19 protein-coding genes are annotated in these 24,761 nt (G+C 68.2%); 10 read left to right on the top strand and 9 right to left on the bottom strand.

From position 1 onward, the window contains the following. Positions 1 to 11: 11 nt before the first annotated feature. Positions 12 to 557 (bottom strand): potassium channel family protein, encoded by a 546-nt coding sequence (locus ABLE94_RS07445; protein WP_425476156.1) that lies wholly within the window; start codon positions 555 to 557, stop codon positions 12 to 14. Then, positions 541 to 2,535, bottom strand: coding sequence for a M13 family metallopeptidase (locus ABLE94_RS07440; RefSeq protein WP_348808457.1), 1,995 nt, complete (start codon positions 2,533 to 2,535; stop codon positions 541 to 543). Before ABLE94_RS07440 ends, ABLE94_RS07445 begins: the two co-directional genes overlap by 17 nt. 115 nt (positions 2,536 to 2,650) lie before the next feature. On the opposite strand from ABLE94_RS07440, the gene ABLE94_RS07435 reads away from it, so the two are divergent. Next, positions 2,651 to 3,121 (top strand): hypothetical protein, encoded by a 471-nt coding sequence (locus tag ABLE94_RS07435; protein ID WP_348808456.1) that lies wholly within the window; start codon positions 2,651 to 2,653, stop codon positions 3,119 to 3,121. 45 nt (positions 3,122 to 3,166) lie between these two features. On the opposite strand, the gene ABLE94_RS07430 is transcribed toward ABLE94_RS07435, so the two are convergent. Next, a complete protein-coding gene (locus tag ABLE94_RS07430; RefSeq protein WP_348808455.1) occupies positions 3,167 to 3,922 on the bottom strand; it encodes a pirin family protein in 756 nt (251 codons plus the stop codon). A gap of 162 nt (positions 3,923 to 4,084) precedes the next feature. Continuing rightward, the gene (locus ABLE94_RS07425) at positions 4,085 to 4,375 is read right to left on the bottom strand and encodes a hypothetical protein (protein ID WP_348808454.1); all 291 of its coding nucleotides are present in this window, start codon (positions 4,373 to 4,375) and stop codon (positions 4,085 to 4,087) included. A gap of 531 nt (positions 4,376 to 4,906) precedes the next feature. On the opposite strand from ABLE94_RS07425, the gene ABLE94_RS07420 reads away from it, so the two are divergent. Then, entirely contained in the window at positions 4,907 to 6,544 is a 1,638-nt protein-coding gene (locus ABLE94_RS07420; protein WP_348808478.1) for an NTF2-like N-terminal transpeptidase domain-containing protein, read from the top strand. Between the two features lie 45 nt (positions 6,545 to 6,589). Here ABLE94_RS07420 and ABLE94_RS07415 read toward each other — a convergent pair whose 3' ends face one another. Both ABLE94_RS07415 and ABLE94_RS07410 read right to left on the bottom strand, forming a co-directional pair. Beyond that, positions 6,590 to 7,060, bottom strand: a complete 471-nt coding sequence (locus ABLE94_RS07415) for a DUF3054 domain-containing protein (protein ID WP_348806473.1) — start codon at positions 7,058 to 7,060, stop codon at positions 6,590 to 6,592. Positions 7,061 to 7,088: 28 nt separating this feature from the next. Then, the gene (locus ABLE94_RS07410) at positions 7,089 to 8,321 is read right to left on the bottom strand and encodes a lysylphosphatidylglycerol synthase transmembrane domain-containing protein (protein WP_348808453.1); all 1,233 of its coding nucleotides are present in this window, start codon (positions 8,319 to 8,321) and stop codon (positions 7,089 to 7,091) included. Between the two features lie 100 nt (positions 8,322 to 8,421). Here ABLE94_RS07410 and ABLE94_RS07405 point away from each other — a divergent pair, with 100 nt between their 5' ends. Continuing rightward, positions 8,422 to 9,756, top strand: coding sequence for an AI-2E family transporter (locus ABLE94_RS07405; RefSeq protein ID WP_348808477.1), 1,335 nt, complete (start codon positions 8,422 to 8,424; stop codon positions 9,754 to 9,756). Here ABLE94_RS07405 and ABLE94_RS07400 read toward each other — a convergent pair. The 3 genes from ABLE94_RS07400 to trmB all read right to left on the bottom strand — a co-directional run bounded on the left by ABLE94_RS07400 (position 9,747) and on the right by trmB (position 15,014). Then, on the bottom strand, positions 9,747 to 13,274 hold the full coding sequence (locus ABLE94_RS07400; protein ID WP_348806471.1) for an MMPL family transporter: 3,528 nt from the start codon (positions 13,272 to 13,274) through the stop codon (positions 9,747 to 9,749). The two genes, ABLE94_RS07405 and ABLE94_RS07400, sit on opposite strands and share 10 nt — an antisense overlap. Positions 13,275 to 13,398: 124 nt before the next feature. Then, the gene (locus tag ABLE94_RS07395; protein ID WP_348808452.1) at positions 13,399 to 14,175 is read right to left on the bottom strand and encodes an NYN domain-containing protein; all 777 of its coding nucleotides are present in this window, start codon (positions 14,173 to 14,175) and stop codon (positions 13,399 to 13,401) included. Continuing rightward, positions 14,172 to 15,014, bottom strand: coding sequence for a tRNA (guanosine(46)-N7)-methyltransferase TrmB (gene trmB / locus ABLE94_RS07390; protein WP_425476161.1), 843 nt, complete (start codon positions 15,012 to 15,014; stop codon positions 14,172 to 14,174). The genes ABLE94_RS07395 and trmB overlap by 4 nt, the downstream gene beginning before the upstream one ends. 108 nt (positions 15,015 to 15,122) lie before the next feature. Here trmB and ABLE94_RS07385 point away from each other — a divergent pair, with 108 nt between their 5' ends. The 7 genes from ABLE94_RS07385 (at position 15,123) to ABLE94_RS07355 (ending at position 24,754) form a co-directional block, all read left to right on the top strand. Continuing rightward, the gene (locus tag ABLE94_RS07385) at positions 15,123 to 15,962 is read left to right on the top strand and encodes a hypothetical protein (protein WP_348808450.1); all 840 of its coding nucleotides are present in this window, start codon (positions 15,123 to 15,125) and stop codon (positions 15,960 to 15,962) included. Next, on the top strand, positions 15,959 to 17,527 hold the full coding sequence (locus ABLE94_RS07380) for a hypothetical protein (protein WP_348808449.1): 1,569 nt from the start codon (positions 15,959 to 15,961) through the stop codon (positions 17,525 to 17,527). Before ABLE94_RS07385 ends, ABLE94_RS07380 begins: the two co-directional genes overlap by 4 nt. Continuing rightward, positions 17,505 to 17,924 (top strand): DUF6802 family protein, encoded by a 420-nt coding sequence (locus ABLE94_RS07375; protein ID WP_348808448.1) that lies wholly within the window; start codon positions 17,505 to 17,507, stop codon positions 17,922 to 17,924. The genes ABLE94_RS07380 and ABLE94_RS07375 overlap by 23 nt, the downstream gene beginning before the upstream one ends. A gap of 243 nt (positions 17,925 to 18,167) precedes the next feature. Then, positions 18,168 to 19,994: a phosphoenolpyruvate carboxykinase (GTP) gene (locus tag ABLE94_RS07370; protein WP_348808447.1), complete on the top strand. Its 1,827-nt coding sequence runs from the start codon at positions 18,168 to 18,170 to the stop codon at positions 19,992 to 19,994. An 85-nt stretch (positions 19,995 to 20,079) separates the two neighbouring features. Next, a complete protein-coding gene (locus ABLE94_RS07365; RefSeq protein WP_348808446.1) occupies positions 20,080 to 21,102 on the top strand; it encodes an esterase-like activity of phytase family protein in 1,023 nt (340 codons plus the stop codon). A 93-nt stretch (positions 21,103 to 21,195) separates the two neighbouring features. Next, positions 21,196 to 22,197, top strand: coding sequence for an ABC transporter ATP-binding protein (locus tag ABLE94_RS07360; protein ID WP_348808445.1), 1,002 nt, complete (start codon positions 21,196 to 21,198; stop codon positions 22,195 to 22,197). Between the two features lie 4 nt (positions 22,198 to 22,201). Further along, positions 22,202 to 24,754, top strand: a complete 2,553-nt coding sequence (locus ABLE94_RS07355; RefSeq protein WP_348808444.1) for an ABC transporter permease — start codon at positions 22,202 to 22,204, stop codon at positions 24,752 to 24,754. Positions 24,755 to 24,761: the final 7 nt, after the last annotated feature.

Here is a 24,761-nt window from a genome sequence, read left to right as displayed (position 1 = left end):
TGCGCGGAGGCTCAGTCGGACACCTTCTTGCGACGATTGTCGACGAGCAAGGTGAGGAATCGGATGCCGAGGCCCAGCAGGATGAAACTGCTGATCATCTGCACCGAGACGACGATCCGGGCACCCGTCGAATCGGGTGCGATATCCCCGAAACCCGTTGTGGTGAACACGGTCAGACTGAAGTACAGGGCGTCGACGCGGCTCAGTCTCTCGTTCATGCTCCCGAGGTCGTATTCGGAGAGCATGAAGTACAACGTTGCGAAGGCGACGATGTAGAAGGTCGCGACCGCGACGAGCATCTCCAACGCGGTGGACACCGGGTACCTCGAGTGCAGGAAGTGCCGGATCTCGTAACCCACGAACGCGACGAGAAGTAGTGTTCCGCAGACGAAACCGATCAACTTGAAGTCGCTGTCGGCGTTGATCGGCAGCAGGAAATAGCCCACCAGGAGGATCGTTCCGGCCGCTATCGGGCGGAGCAGCGCGGTGACCATATCCCGTGTGGAGACCTCCCTGCCTGCCACCACCCGCCGGGTGCGCTCACCAGATTCGGACACGCTCATCGTCCGGCAGATAGAGGTCGTCGCCGGCCGAGACGTCGAACGCCTCGTAGAACGCGTCGATGTTGCGGATGACGCCGTTGCACCGGAACTCCGGTGGCGAATGCGGATCGATCGACAGCCGTCGGATCGCCTCGGCGTCACGGGTTTTGGTGCGCCAGATCTGCGCCCAGCTGAAGAACACCCGCTGGATGCCGGTCAGGCCGTCGATCACCGGCGGCTCGGTGCCCTCGGTGGCGAGTCGGTAGGCGACCAGTGCGATCGACAGGCCGCCGAGATCGCCGATGTTCTCCCCGATGGTGAACTCGCCGTTGACCTTGTACTGCTCATCCAGTCCGTCGGGGGTGAACTCGTTGTACTGCTCGATGAGTTTGCGTGTCCGGGAGGAGAATTCACTGCGATCGTCGTCGCTCCACCAGTTGACGAGGTTGCCGTCGCCGTCGTACTTGGCGCCCTGATCGTCGAAGCCGTGTCCGATCTCGTGCCCGATCACTGCGCCGATACCGCCGTAGTTGGCCGCGTCGTCGGCGTCCGGGTCGAAGAACGGGGGCTGCAGGATCGCCGCCGGGAAGACGATCTCGTTCATGCCCGGGTTGTAGTAGGCGTTCACGGTCTGCGGGGTCATGAACCACTCGTCCCGGTCGACCGGCGCGCCGATCTTGGCGAACTCGCGGTCCTGTTCGAACGACGACGCGCGGGCCACATTGCCGATCAGATCACCACGGTCGACGGCCAGCGCGCTGTAGTCGCGCCAGCGGGCCGGGTAGCCGATCTTCGGGGTGAACTTGTCGAGTTTGGTCAGTGCCTTGCGCCGGGTCTCCGGGGTCATCCACTCCAGATCGGTGATGTTGCGGCGGTAGGCCTCGACGAGATTGGCGATGAGTTCGTCCATCCGGGCCTTGGCCTCGGGCGGAAAGTGCTTGTCGACGTACAGCTTTCCGACGGCGAACCCCATTGCGCCCTCGACGAAACCCACCGCCCGCTTCCAGCGGTCCCGATTGGTCTCGGCTCCGGTCAAGGTGCGGCCGTAGAAGTCGAAGTTCTCCTCCACGAAGGCCGAGGACAGATACGGTGCCGCGCTGCGCAGCAGCCGCCAGGTCAGCCAGGTCTTCCAATCCTCCAGGGGAGACTCGGTGACCAGGGCCGAGACGTCGGTGATGAACGACGGCTGCCCGACGACGACCTCGGCGAAGGTGGCTTCACCCACGGTGCCGAGCCCGCCGAACCACGCGTGCAGGTCGAATCCGGCCGCCGCTGCGCCGAACTCGTCGAGGGTCATCAGGTTGTAGGTCAACTCCGCGTCGCGCCGGCGCACCACATCCCAGTGATGGCCGGCGATCGCGGTCTCCAACCGCAGGACCGTGGCCGCCCGGCCCTCGGGGTCGTCGAGGCCGGCGAGGGTGAACATCCGTGCCATGTGGGCGAGGTATGCGTGCCGTGTTTCGGCATGCTTGTCTTCGCGGTAATACGACTCGTCGGGCAGTCCCAGACCGGACTGCATCACGTGCACGAGGTAACGATCCGAGGCCCGGGCATCGGTGTCGACGTAGAAACCGAACAGGCCACCGACGCCGTGGCGCTGCAGCCGCCCGATCCGGGTCGCGAGTCCGGTGGTGTCGGCGATGGCGGCGATCTTCTCCAACTCGCCGGTGATCGGCCCGATGCCGAGGGCGTCGACGTGGTCGGTGTCCATGAACGATCCGTACAGATCGCCGATCTTGGCGGCGTCGCTCCCGCTCGGCGGTGTCGCCGCGGCCGCCTCGACGATGAGGTCGCGGACGTTCTCCTCGGCACGGTCGCGCAGAACGTGGAAGGCGCCATCGACCGAGCGGTCCTCGGGAATGACGTGCGAGGCCAACCATTTGCCGTTCACGTGGCTGAACAGGTCATCCTGGACGCGGACGGCGTCATCGACCCAGTCGAGGTCGAGTCCGGAGGCGGGTGTTGCGGTATTCGACACGGTCACGTCGTCCATCCTGTCATCGCCGGGGCGATCCGTCAGCCGGCCGGTGTCCTCCCGCGCAACGTTGTCGGAGAGTTGTCGGCGAATGGCGGGGACACTGGTGCGTGCGGAGGGTACATTCCCCGCCATGCACCCCGAGACGCCCGATCGTCGTCTGCCTGCGCCGCAGCAGTGGCAGCCGCAGCAGCAGTGGTCGCAGCAGCAGTGGCCGCCGCCGCAGCAGCAGTGGTCGCAGCCCTCGTCGGCGCCGTTGCATGCTCCCTATCAGCAGCAACCACCGCTCCCCGTACCCCAGGCGTCGTGGCCCTATCCCGTCGCGCAACCCGGTGTGGCATACCAGCCGGTCGTCGTGGTCGGCAGCGAGAAGAGTGTCGGGCTGGCATTCGTGCTCGCCTTCTTCTTCGGCCCGCTGGGGATGTTCTACTCCACGGTGACCGGTGCGCTGGTGATGCTTGGGGTCAGCGTGGTCGGGCTGTTCCTGTCTTTCTTCCTTCTCGGGGTCCCCTCGTTTCTGATCTGGATCGGGTGCATCGTGTGGTCGTGCAGTGCGGCGAGTGAACACAACAATCGCCTTCGGGCAGGCATCCTCCGCTACTGACGAGTCTGGCCGGGCCTGCGGGCGTTGGCGCGTCGCAATCCCGCGTCAGAACTCGCCCAGCGCGCGGTCCATCGCCCAGATCAGGACCTCCGACGGTTCCCGGGCGGTGAGGATCTCGCCGCCGGTGTCGACGCCACGAGCCGCATCGCCGGCGGCCAGTTCGAGGCGAGTGCCTTCGTCATCGGTAACGACCACCGCGCCGTCGACGACGAAGAGATGAGTGAAGCGCGCCGACGGCATCGTCAGCGTCTGCTTGCCGGAGGGTCGCGCGGCGTACAGCGTGGCCCCGGAATTGGCGATGGATATCGCGGCATGACGATCCGGGTCGCCGGAGGCGACCGTGACGAGTGAACCGGTGGCCAGCTCCGTCGAGATGTCGGATTGCGCATAGGAGGGTTCGGTGCCGTGACGGTCGGGGAGTACCCACATCTGCACGTAGTGGACCGTCTCGGTGCCGGAACCGGGCAGGTCCGGCCACGGATCGTTGCGTTCGGAATGGTCGATGCCGCTGCCGGCGCTCATGCGTTGTGCCAAACCCGGGTGGACGACTCCGGCGTGCCCGGACGAATCGCGGTGGACGAGAGTCCCCGAACTCACCCATGTGACGATCTCGGATTCCTGGTGATGATGTGATCCGAATCCACAGTTCGGCGGAAGAAATTCCTCATTCGATGCAATTAATGCACCATGATGGGTGTTGGCTGGATCGTAGTGGTCGCCGAAGGAGAAGCAATGGTAGGAGGTGAGCCAGGCCGTCGTCGTCAGGCTCCTGTCTCCGGCCCGGATAACCGAAAAGCCCATGACCCATTATGGCCATCGGCGGACGGTGAGGTTTCGGGCCGGTCTTCTTCTGCGCAAAATCCCAGCTCAGGGCGCCATCGTGCACGTGACGACGAGGCCGAACTCCCGCCACCGGCGACGGCCCCGAGGCCGACGCCACGCGCCGCCGACACCCCGACGACCCTACCGCCGCGCCCGCGTAATCCCGGGCGACGCGCCGACCCCGCCCGACGCGAGACGCCCAGAACTCAGATGGGTTCCCGCGGCGACGTTCGGCGATCCCCGGGGCGAGGGCGTCCGCAGCCACAACCCGATGCGACGTTCCCGCCGCCGCGCCGACAGCCACCGCGCCCGCAACCACCGCGTCTGCAACCACCGCGTCTGCAACCACCGCGCCGAGAACCACCGCGATCCGAGGTCGATCGAGCGCCGCGGAGTCGAGAGCAGCGCGACCAGGCGAACCGGGGTGGACAAGTGCCGCAACCCCCGACGGGGTCGATCCCTCCGCGGATCCCGTCGCGCATCGACGAACCGGACGCGATCTCGACCACCCCGCAGGCGCCGCGCGCGACGACTCCCCGGGTGCGGGCCGGGGACGTACAACGATCGACCGTCCGTCCCGCCGGTGGGTCGCGTCGACGCCCGGTGGGTTCGGGCGAAGCCGCGGTCACCGGGCCCGGAACCGCCACCTCCGACGACGCCGAGACCCCCGCATCGGGCAAGCCCGAACTCGCCGCGTCGGGCAAGGCCGGGGCCGCCGCAGTGGCCAACTCCGAGTCCACCAACTCCGAGTCCGCCACCCCGGGCAAACCCAGGCACGCCGCCGCGTCGGAATCGGCCGGCACCGACGACCCGGATATCACTCCCGATTCGGGCGTCACCGACCCCGACACCGACGTCACAGACGACGATTCGTCGGCGCGAGATGAGATCGTGACCGGTCTGAATCCCGACCGCAAGCGTTCGGGATCGAAATCGCGTGTGACTAGAGTGAAAATTGTGACTATGGGTTCTCGGGTGAAATGGGCGGCGCTCGCCGCGTGCGTGGTGGTGGCGTGTGCCGCCGCGTTCGGGATCAAACAGGTGGTGTCCAACCATCCCGATACCGGTTCGACGGCCGCGATGAATGCGTTCGCGGCAGCGTGGAGCAAGCAGGACGCCGCGACCGCGGCGTCGTACACCACCGCACCGGGACAGGCCAGTGAGGCGTTGACCCAGACCTTCCAGGCGATGAACGCCCGGCAGGTCGATGTGGCCGTCGAGAAGCCCGTCGAGTACAGCGACGGCACCGCGTCGTTCTCCCTGCGCACCACCTGGACCTTCGACAAGGACCACACCTTCACCTCGACCAGCAACGCGGGCGCCCGGAACCTGTCGACCGGCTGGAAGATCACCTGGGAGCCGGCGGTGATCGCCCCCGGCCTGCCCATCGGCGGGTCGATTCGGGAGGTTCGTACCGATGCGACTCCGGCGCCCACGGTCAACAGCCGCTCGGGCAAGACATTGCTCTACCTGCAGCCGGTCAACGAGATCATTCTCGATCCCACCCAGACCCGTAATGTCGCGGCCTCCGCGCGGCAGTTGGCGGTCACCCTCCAACCGATCGCACCGCTGGTCACCGCGGATGTGATCAACCAGAAGCTGGCCGAGACGCCGGGCAAGGCCATCACCGCCGTCACCCTGCGCGACTCGGACATGGGTGTGATGACCCGGAACCCGTCGTCGGTGCCCGGCGTGACCGTCCGCAAGGCGGGCATGCTCGTGATGGCCGACCGTCGTCTCAACTCGCCGCTGGAGGCCGGCCTCACCAACTACTGGCAGGCGATCCGGGACGCCACCGCCGGATGGCAGGTCCAGATGGTCGGGCCGGGGATGGCGCCGCGACGCCTCGACGGCGAGCAGGGCCCGCCCGGCGCGGACGTCGAGACCACCGTCGATCAGGGGGTGCAGCTGTCACTGGGCGACGCCGCGGTCGAGGTGGGACAGCCCGCCACCATCATGGCGCTGGATGCGACCACCGGTGGCATCCTCGGCGTGGCGCAGAACTCCTACGCAGCAGACCGGGCCATCACCCTCGACACCGCATACCCGGTCGGTACGACACTCGATCCGGTGCTCACAGCCGTCGACCGTTCGGCCCGCGACGCGCAGGAGACCCCGCAGGCGGTCCTCGACCGGCTCGGCCTCGGTGTGCAGTTCACCGTGCCTGGAGCGAGTACGCCGACCTCCGGGCCGGGTGTCGCGACCATCGACCTGCAGTCCGAGACGTCCAAGATGTCGATGACCAACATGGCGGCGCTCGGTGTGGCGATGGCGCGCAGTTCCACCGGAACGCGGAGTTCGGTCGCACCGTTCGTCATCAAGGGTGTTCCGACGAAGGTCGTCGGTGGCGCGCTCGGTGACCTCGGTGCCGACCTGACGAAGCCGATCTGGCAGGCCATGACCACCACGGCCAAGACCGGCGACGCCAGCGATCTCACCGCGGCGCCCGGCCTGCGCGCTCTGGTCGGAACCAACGGTCCCGAGGGGCCCGGATGGTTCGTCGGCGTACAGGGCGGGAAGGTCATCGTGATCTACACCGAGGGCCCGAAGTCGGGGACCGCGGCACTTCAGGTGGCGCAGAAGTACTTCCGCATCAAGTGACCGCTCCGCACCGAGTGACCGCCCGGTGTCGGTGACCGGCCGATGTCAGGCGGCGCCGGTGGTGGGGCAGTGTGAATCGCTGCGCCGAAGGGCGTAGGCGGCGACGCCCCGCCAGCCGAGCAGGAACAGTCCCAGGGTCACCGTCGCGACGATGACGAAGCTGAATGCGACGCCCTCGTGGAACAGGTAGCGCAGGATCATGCCCACCGTCACCGTGCAGAACCAGATCGCCACACCGGCGGGGAGGACGCGTTCGGGTCGGAAGTCGTGCCCGAACCAGTCGCTGGACCGGACATGGGAGTACACGTAGACGATCGACCACCCGACGGCGGCGCCGGCCAGGAACGGCCACAGCGCCTGCATGAGCCCCAGGAGCTCGTATCCGTGGTGGTGTGACGCCCGTCCGATCAGCACGAAGACGGTGACGGCAACGGCGTCGGCGGCACCGGTGACCGGCCATCGCAGCGATGATGGCGCCTTGGCATTCCCCCGGGTAGCCATGTCAGAACTCGGCATGGTCCATCACGGTAGCGCTTTTCGGGCGTCAACCCGAATTGGTGCCCTCATCGGTCCCGTCGGGTGGCGGTGTCGTGGGCGTCGAACCGCCCGGTTCGTCGGAGTCCACCTCGGCGAGTGGGGCATCGCTGCGTTCACCCGGCGGCGCCGGGGATTCCTCGTGGGTCGACGGGTGTGCGAACTCCTGTTGCACCAGTTCGCGGTCCCGGTCGTACTCGGCTTCGATGGTGTCCTTCTCGCGGATGCCGGACCGGAACTTGGCGAGGATCACCACCCACCCGATCGCCGCGACCAGCACGTAGCTCACGATCCGGTACACCAGCACCGCGGTCAGGGCATCCGCTGCGGGGATTCCCGCGGTGGTCAGGGCGGGCACCAGCACGGCGTCGACCACCCCGATCCCGCCGGGCAGCAGGGGAACCGCGGTACCCACGGCCTTGCCGGCCGCATACGCCACCATCACGCCCGGGATCGTGGGATGCACCCCGACCGCCCAGCACGCGAACAGCAGGCACCCGATGTCGATGATCCAGTTGAAGAGGCTCCAGGTGAACGCGATCGCGGTGTCGCGCTGGGTCAGCTGCACCGCCCGCAACTGTTCGAGGATCTCGTTCAAGCGATCGACGCCCTGGTCGACCGGCCGGTTGCGCAGATGGTTGAACCAGCTCAGCGCCCGCTCCCCGGTCGACCGCAGCGATTCCGGATGCGTCGCCAGGTATTGCAGGACCACCGCCACCGCGATGAAACCGACCACCGAGAACATCACCGAGAACGGGCTGGTGCGGGCGCCGGCGAGCACGGCGCCACCGAAGCCGAGGACGGCGAGCCCGACACCGGCGAGCAGGCCCGACATCACCACCTGCCAGGACGCGACCACCGGTGTGGCCCCCCATTTGCGGGTCTCGCGGTAGGTGAAGGCCGGGGCGAGGACCTGACCGCCAGGCATGGTCTGCGACAACGAGTTGGCGGCCAACACCACCGACAACGACTTCAACTGCTTCACCCGCACCCCGGCCGAGCGCAGCAGCGCCCGTTGCACCTGCGCGAAGCTGTCCATCGACAACATGGCGGCCACGACACAGGCCACCAGCCACACCCAGTCCAGATCGCCGGCCTGATCCCAGGCCTCCTCGAGCTTCGGCCAGATCAGAACGATCTCGACCGCGAGGATGACCAGCACGACCGCCAGCAACAGCCACCGCAACCACCACCACAGACGGTGACGCGGCTGCGCCCGGGCAGCCGAATGGTCCGATGACATAGCCCTCACCCTAACCACCGCTACGCTGGCATTCGTGAATGACGGCGGCCCGGGGGCCGAATCGGGCGATGGCGGCAGTGTCGGCGGGAGTCATGACTCCGTGGCCCGTTCCCTCGCGGATCTGGATCGTACGAAGGTTCATCCGACGGTGCGGGCGGCCGCCGAGTGGAGTTGGCGACTGCTGCTGATCCTGGCCGCGGTGTACGTCCTCGGGCGGATCTTCGAGAAGTTCGACGAGGTGACCGTGCCGCTGAGCCTGGCGATCCTCTTCTCGGCGTTCCTCGTTCCGGCCGTCGACTTCCTGGATCGTCGTCGGTGGCCGCGGTCGCTGGCCGTCGTGGCGGTCATGCTGGTCGCCCTCGGCGTCGTCGCGGGGGTGCTGACCTTTGTGGGGCGCGCCTTCGTCAACGGATTCCCCGAGTTGACCAACGAGGTGGTCTCCACGGTCAAACAGACCCAGGACTGGCTGGTGGAGGGGCCGCTGAAGATCGAACGGTCGCAGGTCAGTCACCTCGGCGACAACATCGTCACCCTGATGCAGCACAACCAGGAGAAGCTGGCCAGCGGCGCACTGGCCACGGCGACGACGGCCACCGAACTCGTGACCGGCCTGCTGCTGATGCTGTTCCTGATCATCTTCTTCCTCTACGGCGGCGGGCAGATCTGGGCGTTCACCACCCGGCTGATTCCCCGGGGTTCCCGCGATCGTGTTGCCTCCGCCGGGATCGCCGGATTCGGCACGTTGGTCGCCTACGTCCGGGCGACGGTGGTCGTTGCGCTGGTCGACGCGGTCTGCATCGGCGTCGGATTGGCGATTCTGCGTGTGCCGCTGGCCCTTCCGCTGGCGACGCTCATCTTCCTTTTCTCCTTCATCCCCATCGTCGGTGCCCTGATCAGCGGGACCGTGGCGGTGATGATCGCACTGGTCACCCAGGGTTGGGTCACCGCGGTGATCGTGCTGGCCATCCTCGTCGGCGTGATGCAGTTGGAAGGTCATGTGCTGCAACCGTTCCTGATGGGGCGTTCGGTGCGGCTGCATCCGGTGGCGGTGGTCCTGGCGATCGCGGCCGGGATCGTCGCGGCCGGCATCGTCGGTGGTCTGTTGGCGGTCCCGCTGATCGCGTTCTGCAACACCGCGATCCGATACCTCGCCGGGCACCCGGTGTCGGCGATCCTCGGCGACGGAGACGGTTTCGAGGCGTCACCGGATCCGCCGGTCTGGGACCGCGTGCGGCTCGAGACCGCGATCGACGATGCCGAGGAACTCGCCGAACGGCTCGACGAACCCCACGAGCCCACGGCCGCAGATGACGCGCCCGCAGATGGTGCGGCGCAACAGGAAACGGCCGACGACGGTGCGCCCGGCGGCACTACGCGCAGGCCGGATGCCACCGACGTCCCGAACGCCGGTGACTCCGCGTCACCTCAGGACTGATCGCCACCCCGGCTTCGCCGGATCAGGTCGTGCACGCTGATCCGCTCGTCGGAACCGGTGGTGGCGGCATGTCGATCCGCGGAGGAATCACCACCGGCCTCGGCGTCGCCGACGGTGGTCGACGGCGTCCTCGGCGATGTCGCGTCCGGAGCAGGTGATCGAGGTGCGGCGACCGGTGTCCGTGGCGCCGGTGTCCGTGAACCATCCTGGGACAGACCACGATCCATCGGTGACGGGCCGTCCGATGCGGCGCGCGGCGGGCGGGGCTGCCCGGTGGCCCGGGCGCGGTCCTCGGGACTCAACGATGCCGCCAACGGACGCTTGCCGGTGCGGTCGAGGTCGGGTCGGCGCGACAGCGGTGATGGGGCGGCGGCACCTGCGGGGCGCTGCGGCGCGGCTGGGGGCGCGGATGGGACCGGCGGAATCGGGCGGCGGACAGTGCCGCTCGACTGCTGGGCGGGCGGTGGCACGGTGCCACTGGGAGGGCCACTGGGAGGGCCACTCGCAGCGCCGCCGGGCCGTGGCGCGGGTGGCGCGGGTGGTGCGCCGTCGGTCGCGCCGGCCGCGGGTCGCTGTGGCACCGGTCCGCGTGTCTGTGGTCCGTGGGTCTGTGTAGGAGTTGCTGTGGCAGTGGGGTTTTCGCCACTTGTGGGTTCGCCGCCGAGACGGATGCCGCCGGCGCCGAGCTTCCAGCTCCCGGTGTCCGGGCCGTCGGTCTTGCGCGGCGAGTACGGCCGCGGTGGCATCGGGCGTCGATCGGACTCCGGGCGTGCGGTTGGCACCGGGCGCGGACCGGTCGTCGTCGCGCGGCGAGTGATCGGCTGCTCACCCGACGGCGGTGCCGACGGGCCGACCCGAACGGGCATCGGTCGGGGTCTCGGAGCGGCCGGTTCGCCGGGCCCGGGTTGCGGTTCCGGTGCGGCAGGGGCGGGAGCGGCAGGGGCGGGGGCGGCGTCGCGACGTGATCCGGGATTCGGCGTCGGCTCCGCGGGCTCCGATCGTGCGCCACGGCGGCGACGTCGACCGGCCGCGCCGCCGGGGGCCGCGGCCATCACCGAGGTCGGCACCTCCGAGATCAGGGTGCCCGCGCTGATGGCGCGTGGAGCGCCCACATCGTCGCGTTTCTCGTCGGGTTCATCGTCTAGGACGGTCTCGCCGAGACCGATCTTGCGCTGCACGGTGCGCATCCAGCGCGGCGCCCACCAACAGTCGTCGCCGAGAAGTTTCATCACCGACGGCACCAGCAGCATGCGGATGATGGTGGCGTCGAGGATCAGCGCCGCGATCATGCCATAGGCGATGTACTTCATCATCACGATGTCCGACAGGCCGAAGGCGCCGGTCACCACCACCAGGATGGCGGCCGCAGCGGTGATGATGCGGCCGGTCAGCGCCGTCCCGGTGCGGATGGCCTCGGTGGTGCTCGCGCCCTTCTGTCTCGCCTCGACCATCCGGGACAACAGGAATATCTCGTAGTCGGTGGACAGGCCGAAGACGATGGCGATGATCAACACCAGCACGGCCGCGAACAGCGGTCCCGGTGTGAAATTGGCCAACGAGGCGCCGTGGCCGTCGACGAAGATCCACGTCAGGATGCCGAGGGTGGCACCGAGTCCCAGCGCCGACATCAGGGCCGCCTTGATCGGCAGCACCACCGAGCCGAACGCCAGGAACATCAGCAGACCGGTCACCAACACCAGCAGCAACGCCATCAGCGGCAGCCGCTGCAGCAGCGCGTCGATCGAGTCCTGGGTGAGCGTCGGGGTACCGGCCACCCACATGCGGATGCCGTCCGGTTTCTGGATGGCCCGCAGATCCTTGATGGCCTCACCGGCGGTGTCCCGGTCGACCAGACCGGCCGACATCTGGATGATCGCGGGACCGCCCGGGCCGTAGTTGCCGGCCAGTGCGCCGTCATTCGCCGATGCACTGAACTGCTTGGTGAAGCCGGGGATCTTGTTCGCCTCGTCGGCGATCTGGGCGATCTTGTTGCCTGCCGACGAGTCGTTCTCGTCGTACATGATGACGAGCTTGATCTCCTCGGTCCGCTCGGTGGGGAAATACTCGTCGAAGTTCTCCTGCGCGATGCGGCTGGGATTGTCCGGCGGCAGATACTGCTCGCTGATCCCACCGAATTTGATGCCGCCGAACGGAATGGTCAACACCAGCAGCAACAGGACCGTCGGGACCGCGGTGGCCACCGGGTGTTTCATCACCCAGCCGGACAGCCTGCCCCAGAAACCGTTGATGATCTCGTCACGGGACTTGGTGCGGCCGGTCAGATCGCCGACCTTGCGGTCGAGGCGATCGGCGGTCGGCGGAGAGAACGACCGCACGATCGGGAAGAGCGTGTAGGACAGCATCCAGCGCAGCGACAGCGCATCGACGCGGGGTCCGAGGATGCCCAGCAGTGCCGGCAGGACGGTGATCGACAGGATCGCGGCCAGCGACACCGAGGCGATCGCCCCGTAGGCCACCGACTTGAGGAATCCCTGCGGCATGATCAGCAGACATGCGATGGCCGCGACGATGATGGTCGCGGAGAAGACCACCGTCTGCCCGGAGGTCATCACGGTTCTTCGTACCGCGGCCTTCGTCGAATAGCCTTCGGCGAGCTCCTCACGGAAACGGCTGACGATGAACAGGCCGTAGTCGATGGCGATGCCCAGACCGATCAGTGTGACGACCGATTGGGCGAAGATGTTGAGCTCGGTGGCCTGCGCGATCATCTTCATGATGCCCAGCGACCCGGCGATGGTCAGGCCACCGATCAGGACGGGCAGACAGGCCGCGACGACGCCACCGAAGATGAAGAACAACATCAACGCGACCAGCGGCAGGGCGATGATCTCGGCGCGGTGGATGTCGGCGTCCATGCCGCGGGCCATGGCCCCGGCCACCGGTTGCAGACCGGCGAGCTGGAATGTCGTGCCCGGCAGGTCGTAGCGCGCGGCGATGTTGGTCAGGTCGGGTTCGAGTGTCTTGTAGTTCTCGAGCACCGTCGTGTCGTCGTTGCCGGCGACGCCGATGCTGATGAACGCGTGTTTCTTGTCCTCGGTGAAGGTGCGCGACCGGACGATGTCCTGCGCGGCCTGCCCGGCGGCGTCGGTCGGCTGATAAAAGGGGTCGATGATCTGCTGGTTGTTCAACAGCGCCTGCTGCTGACCCTCCGGGGTGGAGGTGTCGCCGTTGAAGGCGCGCTGCACGATCGTCGGGTGCTTGTCGATGAGGTCGGTGACGAACCGCTCGACCTTCGCCCCGAACTGCGGATCGTCGACGCTGGTGCCCTGTGCCGGGGTGATCAGCACGATGACGTCGGAACGGTGATCGCGGCCGAGTGCGGTGTCGGCGACGACCGATCCCTTCGCCGACTGTGACGTCGGATCGAACCAGCCGCTCTGGCTCAGATACTTGCCGAGGTCCATGCCGTACAGGCCCAGGCCGGCCATCAGGGCGACCATGACGGCGATGACGGCGAAGCGCATCCGATAGACGAATGTGCCGATGGCTCCGAACACGCCGAGTCCTTTCGTGAAGTTCGGGGAAAGATTGTCGCAGCGCCGCCTGAGTACCTGCTGAGGTACCCGCGCGGCGATCCCGCCGTCGTGCCGGTTTCCCCTCCGGCCCTTCGACCGGCCCGACTCAGCGCAGGAGCGCGCTGAGCGGCCGGAACGGTGCCAGCCAGGCGCCGTCGTCGGGCAGTGAATCCAGACCGATCCGCGGCAATGGTTCGCGGAACACCCCGGGGATGTCCTCGAGGTCGACGAACGTCAGCCCCTCGGTCGTCAACGCCCAGCTGGCGTGCTCCCGGAAGCCGATGACCGTCACCGGGATGCCCTCGGCCACGATATCGAGCAACGGTTCGCGGAAGGCCTGACCGTCCGCCGACGCCACGATCAGCCCGGCTAGTCCCACAGTGTGCCTGCGCAACTCGATGTGGTCGAGCATGTCGGCGTCGACGTCGCTGTCCTCGGCGATCTTCGGTTTGGCGAAGACGGCGTAGCCGACGTTGCGCAGGGCCTCCACCCAGGGGCGCACCACATCGGCGCTACCAGGCACGATGTTGGTGAAGACGGTCGCCTCGGGTTCGACGAGGACCGCCGTGGCACCTCCTGGTGCGGCCTCGGCGTCACCGTCGGTGGATGTGTCGCGTTCCACGTCGCCGGCCTCGGGGGTGGCGGTCTCGCCGGTGGCGGCCGCGGCGGCCGCATCGGAGATCTCCGCGGTCTGCGCGAGCATCCAGCGGCCCAGCGCGTCGAAGCGTGGTCGGTGTGCGGCGGTGGGGCGTCCGCCGAGGATCGCGCCGAGACCCATGTCCATGTTCGGTGCGTCCCAGACCAGCAGGACCCGGGGCGCCGAGGTCTGCCCGGAGATGGTGTCGGCGAAGCGGGCGCGGGAAGCCGTGGTGGCGTCGTTCATCGCGTCTCCTCGGGGGATGTGCGTGCGGAGTGATCGGCGGCGGATGCGCGCGGAGCCGGCTTGACGTAGACGAACTCGTTGACCGAACGGCCCTCGACCTCGGCGCGGCCCTCGAACTTCGTCGTCGGACGCCGCAACGAGATCGGCACCGGATCGGTCGCCGGCACCACATGAGGGGCGTCCGGATTCTGGGTGGCGAGGATCTCGGCGATCCATCGGGCGTAATCGGCGTGATCGGTCGCGATGTGCAGCACACCGCCGTCGACGAGGCGATCGGCCATCAATTCGACGGTGCCGCGCTGGATGAACCGGCGCTTGTGGTGACGGGACTTGGGCCACGGGTCGGGGAAGAACACCCGGATGCCGGTGAGGCTCGCCGGTTCGACCAGCTCACGCAGCACGACGACGGCGTCGCCGCGGATCATCCGGACATTGGTGAGCCCGTTGCGGTCGATCAGACCGAGCAGTTGCGCCAGTCCCGGTTTGTAGACCTCGACGGCCAGTACGTCGACGTCGGGTTCCTCGGCGGCCATCGCGGCGGTCGAGATCCCGGTGCCGCTGCCGACCTCCAGCACCCGCGGCGCGGTGCGCCCGAACAGCGGGCCGAAGTCCAGCGGGGGTTCCGGCCGGCGTTCGGTGTCGGTGGACAGATCACGCCCCAACGTGGGCCACAGGGTGTCCCAGTTGCGTTCCTGATTGGCGGTGAGCGTGCCCCGGCGGAACCGGAAACTGGTCACGCGCGGGTACAGCCGGGAGCGATCAACCTGCTCGCGGGAAGGGTCGAGTGCCCCGCCCGGCGGCGGATCGACGGTGTTGTTCACCGGTCCATCGTCGCCTATCGCCCCGACCAGATCATCCTCGACACCCCTGGCCTGTGAATTCTTCCGTCTCGGACCGGGCGTTCTCGGGTTAGGCTGCGAGCAGCGCAGACCGGCGGGGGAGGTGACATGATCGACGGTGACGACGCATTCGTGCGCGCGCTGAACGGCGATCCGACGCTCGTCGACGGTCTCGGGCCCCGCGTCCGCGCGGTGTTCGCGGAGCTGAGCGCCGACTACCTCCGCCCGTTGACGATCGCGGTCGCCGGTCGTGCGGGGACCGGCCGCGACACCATGGCCCGCGCACTGCGGGAACGGCTGGCCATCTCCGCGCTCGGACCGGGTGAGGATCCGGTGGCCCTCGCCGACGCCGATCTGACCGTGTATGTGCTGGTGGCGGGTGTGCGTGACTCCGACCGGGCCGCTCTTGAGGCTCTGATGCCCGATCGCGGCATCGTCGTGCTCGGCAAGGCCGACACCCACGACGACCCGGATGCGGCCGCAGAACGGGCCGAGCGCATCGCCGCGGAGCTCGGGCGGCCGGTGATCGCGGTGTCGCAACTGCTGGCCTGCGCCGATCTGACCGCCGACGAGGTCGCATTCCTGCGTTCGAGTGCGCTCGGCGGTGAGCAGATGCCGTCGATGTCGGCGAAGTATCTGCGCGGTGCACCGGGCAGTGCCGAACGCGTCATGCGCCGCACGCTGCTGCAGCGACTGGACCGATACGGCATCGAGACCGTGCTCGACCTCCTCGTCGAAGACATTCCGGGCGACGCCGGGGCGCTGAACGCCGTGCTGCATCGGCTCAGCGGGATCGACGCGCTGGTGCCGGCCTTCGGTGCCCTCGTCGACGGTGTTCGTCGACGACGCGCCCACCATGCCCGCGCCGAGGTCGACGATCTCGCCGCCGCGGGTGCCGACCGCGACGTCCTCGAACGTCTGCTCCGCGTACCACAGGTGACGCTGTGAGCGACCTCTATCTGCGCGTCCGTGCGGCCACCGGATGCGATGTCACCGGTCGGGATGTCGCCGGCTGCGAGGGTTCCGGCCCGCGGCCGCGGGTTCGTGTGGTGGTCGCCGGCGCCCCCGGTGCGGGGGTGGGTGAGCTGATCGGCGCGATCACCGGGGTGGCCCCGGATCTCGAGGTCACCGGCCACCGACCGGGCGAGTCGCTGCCGGTGGCCGCATGCGATGGCGTCGGCGTGCTGGTGATCGATCCGTCGTCGACGCCGGAATCCGCCGATGTCGATCTCGTCACCCGGCTGCGCACCGAGATCGGCACGGTGGTGCTGGTCTGCGCCAAGATCGACGCCTTCTGGGAATGGCCGCGCCGGCTGCGGGAACATCGTCGGCACCTCGACCCCGACGAGGAGCTTCCGCTGTTCGCGGTCTCCGCGGCCGCCGCGCTCGCCGGTGCGGTCGACGAATCCGGTATCGACGAGCTGGTCTCCTGGATCGTCACGGCCGGCTCGGCACCGTCGGCCGATCGCCGGGAACGGATGCGTACCGGGGCCTGCCTCGGGGCGCTCGACGCGGCACTTCTGGCGGAGATGTCGGCGCCCCCCGACCCCGGCGACGACACCGACACACTCATGCACCGACGCCGACTCCTCGTCGCCTCTCGCGACCGGGGACGCACCGACCGCCTGGCCGCGGTTCGCGCCGGACTCGCCGGAGTGCGTGCGGCGTCGCTGGCCGACGCGCAGACCGGGGCGCGGGCCCTGGCGCACGCGGCCACGCAACGGATCGCGCAGGCCGGTCCGCGGCAACTCGATGATCACGCGGCGTGGCTCGACGAGGAGGTCAGGCGCCTGGGCGCGCACATCGGCGCCGTCACCGACGACCGGCTCGACGAGGTCGCGGTGACCGCGCTGCTGGGAATCGACGGGGGTGATCCACGCCGACCCGGCGGGCCGTCGGACCGCGCGCGCCCACCCGCCGGCCCCGGATTCGGCCCGCCGCCCGCGGCCGGGCGGCCACAGCCTCCGAGTGGTCGTCGCGGCGCCGAGGATGCGCTGGTGGTGCTGCTCGGTGCGTCCACCGGCATCGGACTCGGACGGTTGGTGGTGGCGCCGATGGCGTCGGTGCACACGCTGCAGTGGGTGTCGATGCCACTGACCCTGGTGATCGGGGTCGCGGTGGCGTTGTGGGTGGTCGGGGTGCGCCGCGCCGGTGCCCGCCGCGCCGAGCTGCGGGCCTGGTCGGCGGAGGTGCTGGCCGAGGCCCGCGCCACGATCGAACGAGGGGTGGCGGCGGCCGTCACCGACACCGAATCGTGGCTGACCGGGCAGATCATCCGGCATCACGAGCGCCGGGTACGGCAGGTGTCCGCCGACGTCGCCGCACTCGACGAGCAACTGCGTGGGATACGTGCCGAGCGGGCGGGCGCCGACCGGCAACGCCAGGCGCGCGTCGACGAGCTCCGTCGGCTGCGTGCGACGGCGGCGGCGCGTATGCAGGAACTGTGGATGGACGGCGCCGCGGCGGCCGATGCCGGAGAGGAGAGACGCGATGGACCCGTTCGTACCGGGTGAGGGCGAGGAGTCCGATGTGGGCGCCGAGCAGATCAATCCGCTGTTCGCCGGGGGTGGCTTCGGTGACGACGGGGTGGATCCCGTCGCCCATTCCGTCGGCGCCAGCGGGTCGATCCCGGGGCTCGACGATCTCGCCGCACCCGCCGACGATCACCTGTGGATGTACGACGACGGACGCATCTGGGATCTCGGGCCGGCCGACGTCGACACCGACGACGACGGCGTGAAGGACTCGCTGACCCGAACCGGTCCGGACGGGTTGACCGTGTACACCGACCGCGACAACGACGGCCGCGTCGACACCGTGACCCGCATCGGCTCGGATGGGAGCTACCAGGCGCACACCCTCGACGACTCCGGAAACTGGGTTCCCACCGACGCCGGCAGGCTGGAATGAAACGACCTCGAGTATCGCCGACCTCATTGGATTTCACCAGGGTCGAAAGTCGGTGATCTGGCCGAATTTCGCTGATCAGGACCTTTTCCGGACGGCTTGCGGGATAAGTGAACATACGGAAATGTGGCATAGAACGCATCTGTTCGACCCAGAACCTGGTGGCCGGTCGGTCGTCGTATCCTGGGAATAAGCCGTCGTACCACCCGGCCGCCGACCATGGTGGCCAACTCCGAGGAGGAGCCCATGACCGCAGCAACCATTCCCGGGCTGGACCCGAGTGAAGCGCCCACCAAACATGCGGGCCTACTGGCGTGGGTCGCCGAAGTCGCCGAGCTGACCCAGCCCGACCGGGTGGTGTGGTCCGACGGCAGTGACGAGGAATGGGATCGCCTCAGCACCCACCTGGTCGAGGCCGGCACCCTGGTCAAGTTGAACGAGGAGAAGAAGCCGAACTCGTTCCTGGCCAAGTCCGACCCGGCCGACGTCGCCCGCGTCGAGTCGCGCACCTTCATCTGCTCCGAAGACGAGGCCGACGCCGGCCCCACCAACAACTGGGTGGCGCCCGCCGAGATGCGCGCCACCATGACCGAGCTCTACCGCGGTTCGATGCGCGGCCGGACGATGTTCGTGATCCCGTTCTGCATGGGTCCGCTCGGTTCGGCGTCGCCGAAGCTCGGTGTCGAACTCACCGACTCCGAATACGTGGTGCTGTCCATGCGGATCATGGCGCGCGTCGGCTCGCAGGTCCTCGACATCCTCGGAGACGACGGCTTCTTCGTCAAGGCGCTGCACTCGGTGGGCGCACCGCTGGAGCCCGGTCAGGCCGACGTCGCGTGGCCGTGCAACGCCGACAAGTACATCACACACTTCCCGGAGACCCGCGAGATCTGGTCCTACGGATCGGGCTACGGCGGCAACGCGCTGCTCGGCAAGAAGTGCTACGCGCTGCGGATCGCCTCGGTGATGGCCCGCGACGAGGGCTGGATGGCCGAGCACATGCTGATCCTCAAGCTGACCAGCCCGGAGAACAAGGTCTACTTCGTCGCGGCCGCCTTCCCGAGCGCCTGCGGCAAGACCAACCTCGCGATGATCCAGCCGACCATCCCCGGATGGAAGGCCGAGACCGTCGGCGACGACATCGCCTGGATGCACTTCGGTGAGGACGGCCGGCTCTACGCCATCAACCCGGAGTTCGGATTCTTCGGTGTCGCCCCGGGAACCAGCGACGACTCCAACCCGAACGCGATGAAGACCATCGAGGCCGGAAACACCCTGTACACCAACGTCGCCGAGACCGACGACGGTGACATCTGGTGGGAGGGAATCGGTACCGACGCACCCGCCCACCTCACCGACTGGCTGGGTCAGGACTGGACCCCGGAATCCGATCATCCTGCCGCACACCCGAATTCGCGTTACTGCACCCCGATCTCGCAGTGCCCGTCGCTGGCGTCGGAGTGGGATGACCCGAAGGGTGTGCCGATCTCGGCGATCCTGTTCGGCGGTCGCCGCAAGACCACCGTGCCGCTGGTGACCGAGGCACGTGACTGGCAGAACGGCGTCTTCATGGGCGCCACCGTCGGCTCCGAGCAGACCGCCGCCGCCGAGGGCAAGGTGGGCACCGTGCGCCGCGACCCGATGGCGATGTTGCCGTTCATGGGCTACCACGTCGGCGACTACTTCCAGCACTGGATCGATCTGGGCAAGAACGCGGACGCCTCGAAACTGCCGAAGGTGTTCTACGTCAACTGGTTCCGTCGCGGTGACGACGGCCGCTTCCTGTGGCCCGGATTCGGCGAGAACAGCCGCGTGCTGAAGTGGATCATCGGCCGGATCGAGGGCGAGAACGAGGGTGTGCACACCCCGATCGGCATCGTCGCCAAGCCCGACGAGATCGACGTCACCGGACTGGATGTGCCGGCCGCCGACGTCGAGGCGGCACTGAACTTCGACGAGGACGAGTGGCGTCGCGAGCTGCCGCTGATCGAGGAGCTCTTCGAGTTCGTCGGTGAGAAGCTGCCCACGAGCCTGCAGGACGAACTCGATCAGCTCAAGCAGCGTCTCGGCTGATCACACCGCGTGTCGGCTTGACTCTCACCAAACTCTCAAGAGTGGGTTGAGCTGATCGCCTGACTCTGCGGTATCGTTGCCCCCTATGAGGATTCGCTCGTGGGGGGCAGCGTTCGTTTCGGCAACCGCAATCGCGGTGTCACTGAACGCGGGTGTGGCGGATGCCGCACCCGCGCCGGGATTCTCGGTCACGTCACGGTACGTCGATACCGAGATTGCGCCCGGGATACCGACTTTCGGTGCCATCTCGGGAATGGACCGGATCGGCAACGGTGATTACGCGATGATCTCCACCGACGTGGGACGCGCGGGCCCGGCCCGGTTCTACACCACCCACATCAATTTCTCGGCGGCACTCGGCCAACTCGGGGTCCCGTCACTGACCGGCGGCGGTACCGTGCTGGGGCCGGGCACCCTCCCGCTCCTTCCCGGTGCCGCGCAGTTCGAGGGCATCCGCAAGCTCGGTGGCGACTACGTGGTGGTCAGCGGCGGGAACCAGGAGTTCGTCCGCCAGATCGGACCGATCGGTACGTTCGTCCGAGACTTGCCGCTGCCGTCGGCGTGGCGGCCCACCAGCAAGGCCGGTGTCAACGGCCAGCGTGGCCTCACCGGGGTCGCGGTCGGCCCGCGCGGCCAGGTCAGCGTCATCACCGCCGGGGGACTGCGTCAGGATCCCGCGAACGCGGCCCGGCTGCTCACCTTCGGCGCCGGCCGTGCGGTGCCGCAACGAGAATTCGTCTACCGCACCGACGGTGACAAGGTCGCCGCCGACGTGATCGCCGTCAACGACACCGACTTCCTGGTGCTCGAGCGCGGTCGCGGACGTGTGACACGGATCTACTGGACCACCACCCGTGGCGCCGACGCGGTGACCAACAAGGCGAAGCTGGCCGGCAACGAGAAGGCCATGCCCAAGACGCTGATCTTCTCCACCGATCCCGTACCCGGCCTGGTGACCGGCAACATGTCGGGAATGGCTTGGGGCAACTGGCTTCCCGATGTCCGAGGCCAGAACTACCGGGCGCGGATGCTCTACGTCGTCACCAACAACATGTTCAACGGTCCGACGCGTGTGCACGCGCTCGAGGTCCGCTTCCCGCGCCGCTGATCGGGTGCCGGTCCGACAAACGATGTACCCGGACGTCCAGTTGGGGGAAACCCCTGATGGCCATTGCGGGCGCAACCTGGCACCGTGGTGGCCATGACATCAGCGCACGCAGAATTGACGCAGCCGAGCGGCACCGCGGTGGCCGCCGGGGCGGAGGACCTCACCAAGGTCTACGGGACGGGCGACACCGCGGTGCACGCGTTGCGGGGTGTGACAGTCGGGTTCGCCAAGAGCGAGTTCACCGCCATCATGGGGCCGTCCGGTTCCGGCAAATCGACGCTGATGCATTGCCTCGCCGGACTCGACGAGGCGTCGGGCGGCCGGGCCTACATCGGAGACGTCGCGCTCACCGGGCTCTCCGACAAGGAGATGACCAAGCTGCGACGTGACCGCATCGGATTCGTCTTCCAGTCCTTCAATCTGGTGCCGACCCTGACCGCGGCCGAGAACATCACCCTGCCCCTCGACATCGCCGGCCGCGACGTCGACCGCGAATGGTTCGACACCGTCGTCGGCCGGCTCGGCATCGGCGATCGGCTCGGGCATCTGCCCACCGAACTGTCCGGCGGGCAGCAGCAGCGCGTCGCCTGTGCGCGTGCCCTCGTCGGGCGACCGGACATCATCTTCGGCGACGAGCCGACGGGCAACCTCGATTCGCGTTCCTCGGGTGAGGTGTTGTCGATCCTGCGTGCCGCCACCGACGAATTCGGGCAGACCGTCGTCATCGTCACCCACGACCCGCGGGCCGCGTCGTACGCCGATCGCGTCGTGTTCCTCGCCGACGGCAACATCGTGCGAGAGCTCACCCGGCCCACCGCCGACGACGTGTTCGAGGTGATGCGGCATCTCGACGACGATCACTTCGTGACGCCGGAGTCGCCGTCCACGACCGACGACGAGGACCGGCCCCGGCCCATCCTCTCCAAGACTCTCTCCGGGGCGCCGGCGGCCGACGCCGGGGTGGGTCGGCATCAGGCCGCGGATCAGGGCTCGGATTCCGGCGACTCCGATTCCGACGACTCCAGTTCCGGCGACTCCGATCCGGACACCGGTCCCGACGGCGCCGCGCCGCGCGGCCGGCACGAGGCCCGCTGATCCGATGGCCTCATCATCGGTGATGCGCAAGGTTTCCCTGCGAAACCTGCGCGCCCACAAGCTTCGTCTGGTCCTCACGGTGTTCTCGATCGTGCTGGGTACCTCGTTCGTTGCCGGGTCGATCGTGTTCACCTCGACCATCTCTCACGCCTTCAACTCGATCTTCGACAGCGCCGCTCCCGGCGTTTCCGTCCAGGTGACCCCGGAGTCGTCGACGTCGGCCGGCGTCCCCGACAGCGTGGTCACCGACCTGGAGAACCGCCGGGAGGAACTCGGGATCGGCAAGCTGGTGACCAACCAGTCGGGGCTGGTGACGCTCGCAGGCGCGGACGGCACGGCCATCCAGTCGGGTGGGGCGCCGAGTGTCGGTACCGCCTACATCCCTCCGGGACAGGCGATCTCGCCGGAGACCCTGTTGCCGGGTGGTCGGGCGCCGTCGGGGCCGAACGAGATCGTCGTCAACTCCTCGGCCGCCGACACCGGTGGGCTCAAGGTCGGATCGAAGACCAAGGTGGTTGTCGGACAGGGAAATTCCCGGCCGATGGACGTGACGGTCGTCGGTCTGCTCGATCTACCCACCGCCACCGGCGGATACGTCAACGTCCAGTTCGATCAGGCCACCGCCGCGACACTGTTCTCCGACGGTTCCCATGTCTCCCTGGTCGACATGACCGCGGCGTCCGGGGTGTCCGATGACGAACTCGCCGACCGGGTGCGGGCGGTCCTGCCGGCCGACGAGTACAAGGTGCGGACCGGTGACCAGGTGCGCCAGGACCAGAAGGATCAGGTCAACGAGTTCCTGACGATCTTCACCGGAATCCTGTTGGCATTTGCCGCGATCGGACTCATCGTCGGCACGTTCATCATCTACAACACCTTCTCGATGATCGTCGCCCAACGTAACCGGGAGCTCGCCTTGCTGCGCGCCATCGGCGCGAGTCGTCCGCAGGTGTCGCGATCGGTGCTGTTCGAGGCGTTCATCGTCGGGATCATCGGCGGGGTGGTCGGGCTCGGCGTCGGCATCGGGTTGGCCGCGATTCTGAAGGCCATCATCACCTCCACATCCGGATTACCCAGTGGCTCACTGCAGGTCGGGGTGTGGGCGGTGGTCGCGGCGATGTTCGTCGGCGTCGTGGTGACGATGATCAGTGCGTGGGTGCCGGCGGTGCGCGCGTCGCGGGTGTCGCCGGTGGAGGCGATGCGCGCCGGCGTCACCGAAGGGTCTGCGCCACTGCGCAATCGGACGCTGGTCGGGATCTTCTTCCTGCTCGTCGCCATCGGCACGATCGCCTGGGGTGCGCTCGGTGAAGGCCTGCTGCGGGCCGTGGTGGTGGGTGTCGGCGCGGGTGCGGCGATCATCGCCACGGTCCTGGCCGGGCCGGCGTTGGCGCGGCCGATCGTCGGCGCCCTCGGCCGGGTCATCGGCGCGCCGTTCGGCACGGTCGGACGCCTGGCCCGGACGAATGCGGTGCGCAATCCGCGTCGATCGGCGGCGACCGCCTTCGCGCTCACGCTGGGTCTGATGCTGGTCGCGGTGATCGGCACTCTCGGGAGTTCGTTCAAGGGCACCGTCGACGAGGCCGTCGACAGCGGTGTGCGCGCCGACTACATCCTGGTGGGCAGCAACAACCTGCCCGTTCCGGAGTCGGTCAGTGCTGCGGTCAAGAACGTTCCGGGCATCGCGGAGGAGGTGTCGTTCGGGATCGTGACCGCCCGGATCGACGGGGAACGGCGGTCGGGGTACGCGGCCGTCGGCGGTGATCTCGCCGCCGTGTCGGTGGTGAACATGCTCGACGGGGCGTCGGATCAACTACCCGCCGACGGCATGTTCATCAGTGAGCGGACCGCCCTCGAACGGGGCTGGAAGCGCGGGCAGACCCTCACCTTCACCTCCGCGACCGGCGCGGATGTCCCGGTGACGATCGCCGGGGTCTACCAGGACAACGAGGGCCTGCAGCCGTGGATCGTCGGCGAGAAGGTGTACGACGAGGTGATGCCTCCGGCGAGTCGCACCAGCATCGTCGTGTTCATCACCGCGGCGCCGGGCACGAACCTCGACACGCTGCGCCGCGACCTGGAAGCCGCCACGAAGGATTATCTGACCGTGCAGGTGCAGAGTCGTGAGCAGTACAAGAGCAGCATCTCCACGCAGATCGACCAGATGCTCGCGACGCTGTACGGCATGCTCGGGTTGGCGTTGCTGATCGCGGTGCTCGGGATCGTGAACACGCTGGCCCTGTCGGTGGTCGAACGGAAACGTGAGATCGGCATGCTCCGGGCCATCGGCACTCTGCGCAGTCAGATCCGGCGGACGATCTACATCGAGTCGGTCCTCATCGCGATCTACGGCGCCGTTCTCGGTGTGGTGCTGGGGTCGGTCATCGGGTGGGCGTTGGTGCGCACCCTGGCGCGCTGGGGTCTCGGCGACCCGGTGTTGCCGTGGTCCTTGATGGGATGGACGTTGCTGGCGTCTGCCGTCGTCGGCGTGTTGGCCGCCCTGTGGCCGGCGGTCCGGGCGGCCCGCACGCGGCCGCTGGAGGCGATCGCGGAGGGCTGACCGTCGA

Origin of the sequence: Gordonia sp. VNK1, from assembly GCF_040049135.1 — a bacterium.
Lineage (GTDB): Bacteria > Actinomycetota > Actinomycetes > Mycobacteriales > Mycobacteriaceae > Gordonia > Gordonia oleivorans.
The sequence above is the reverse complement of the archived record's forward strand: the minus strand, read 5'-3'. Positions and strand labels throughout refer to the sequence as shown.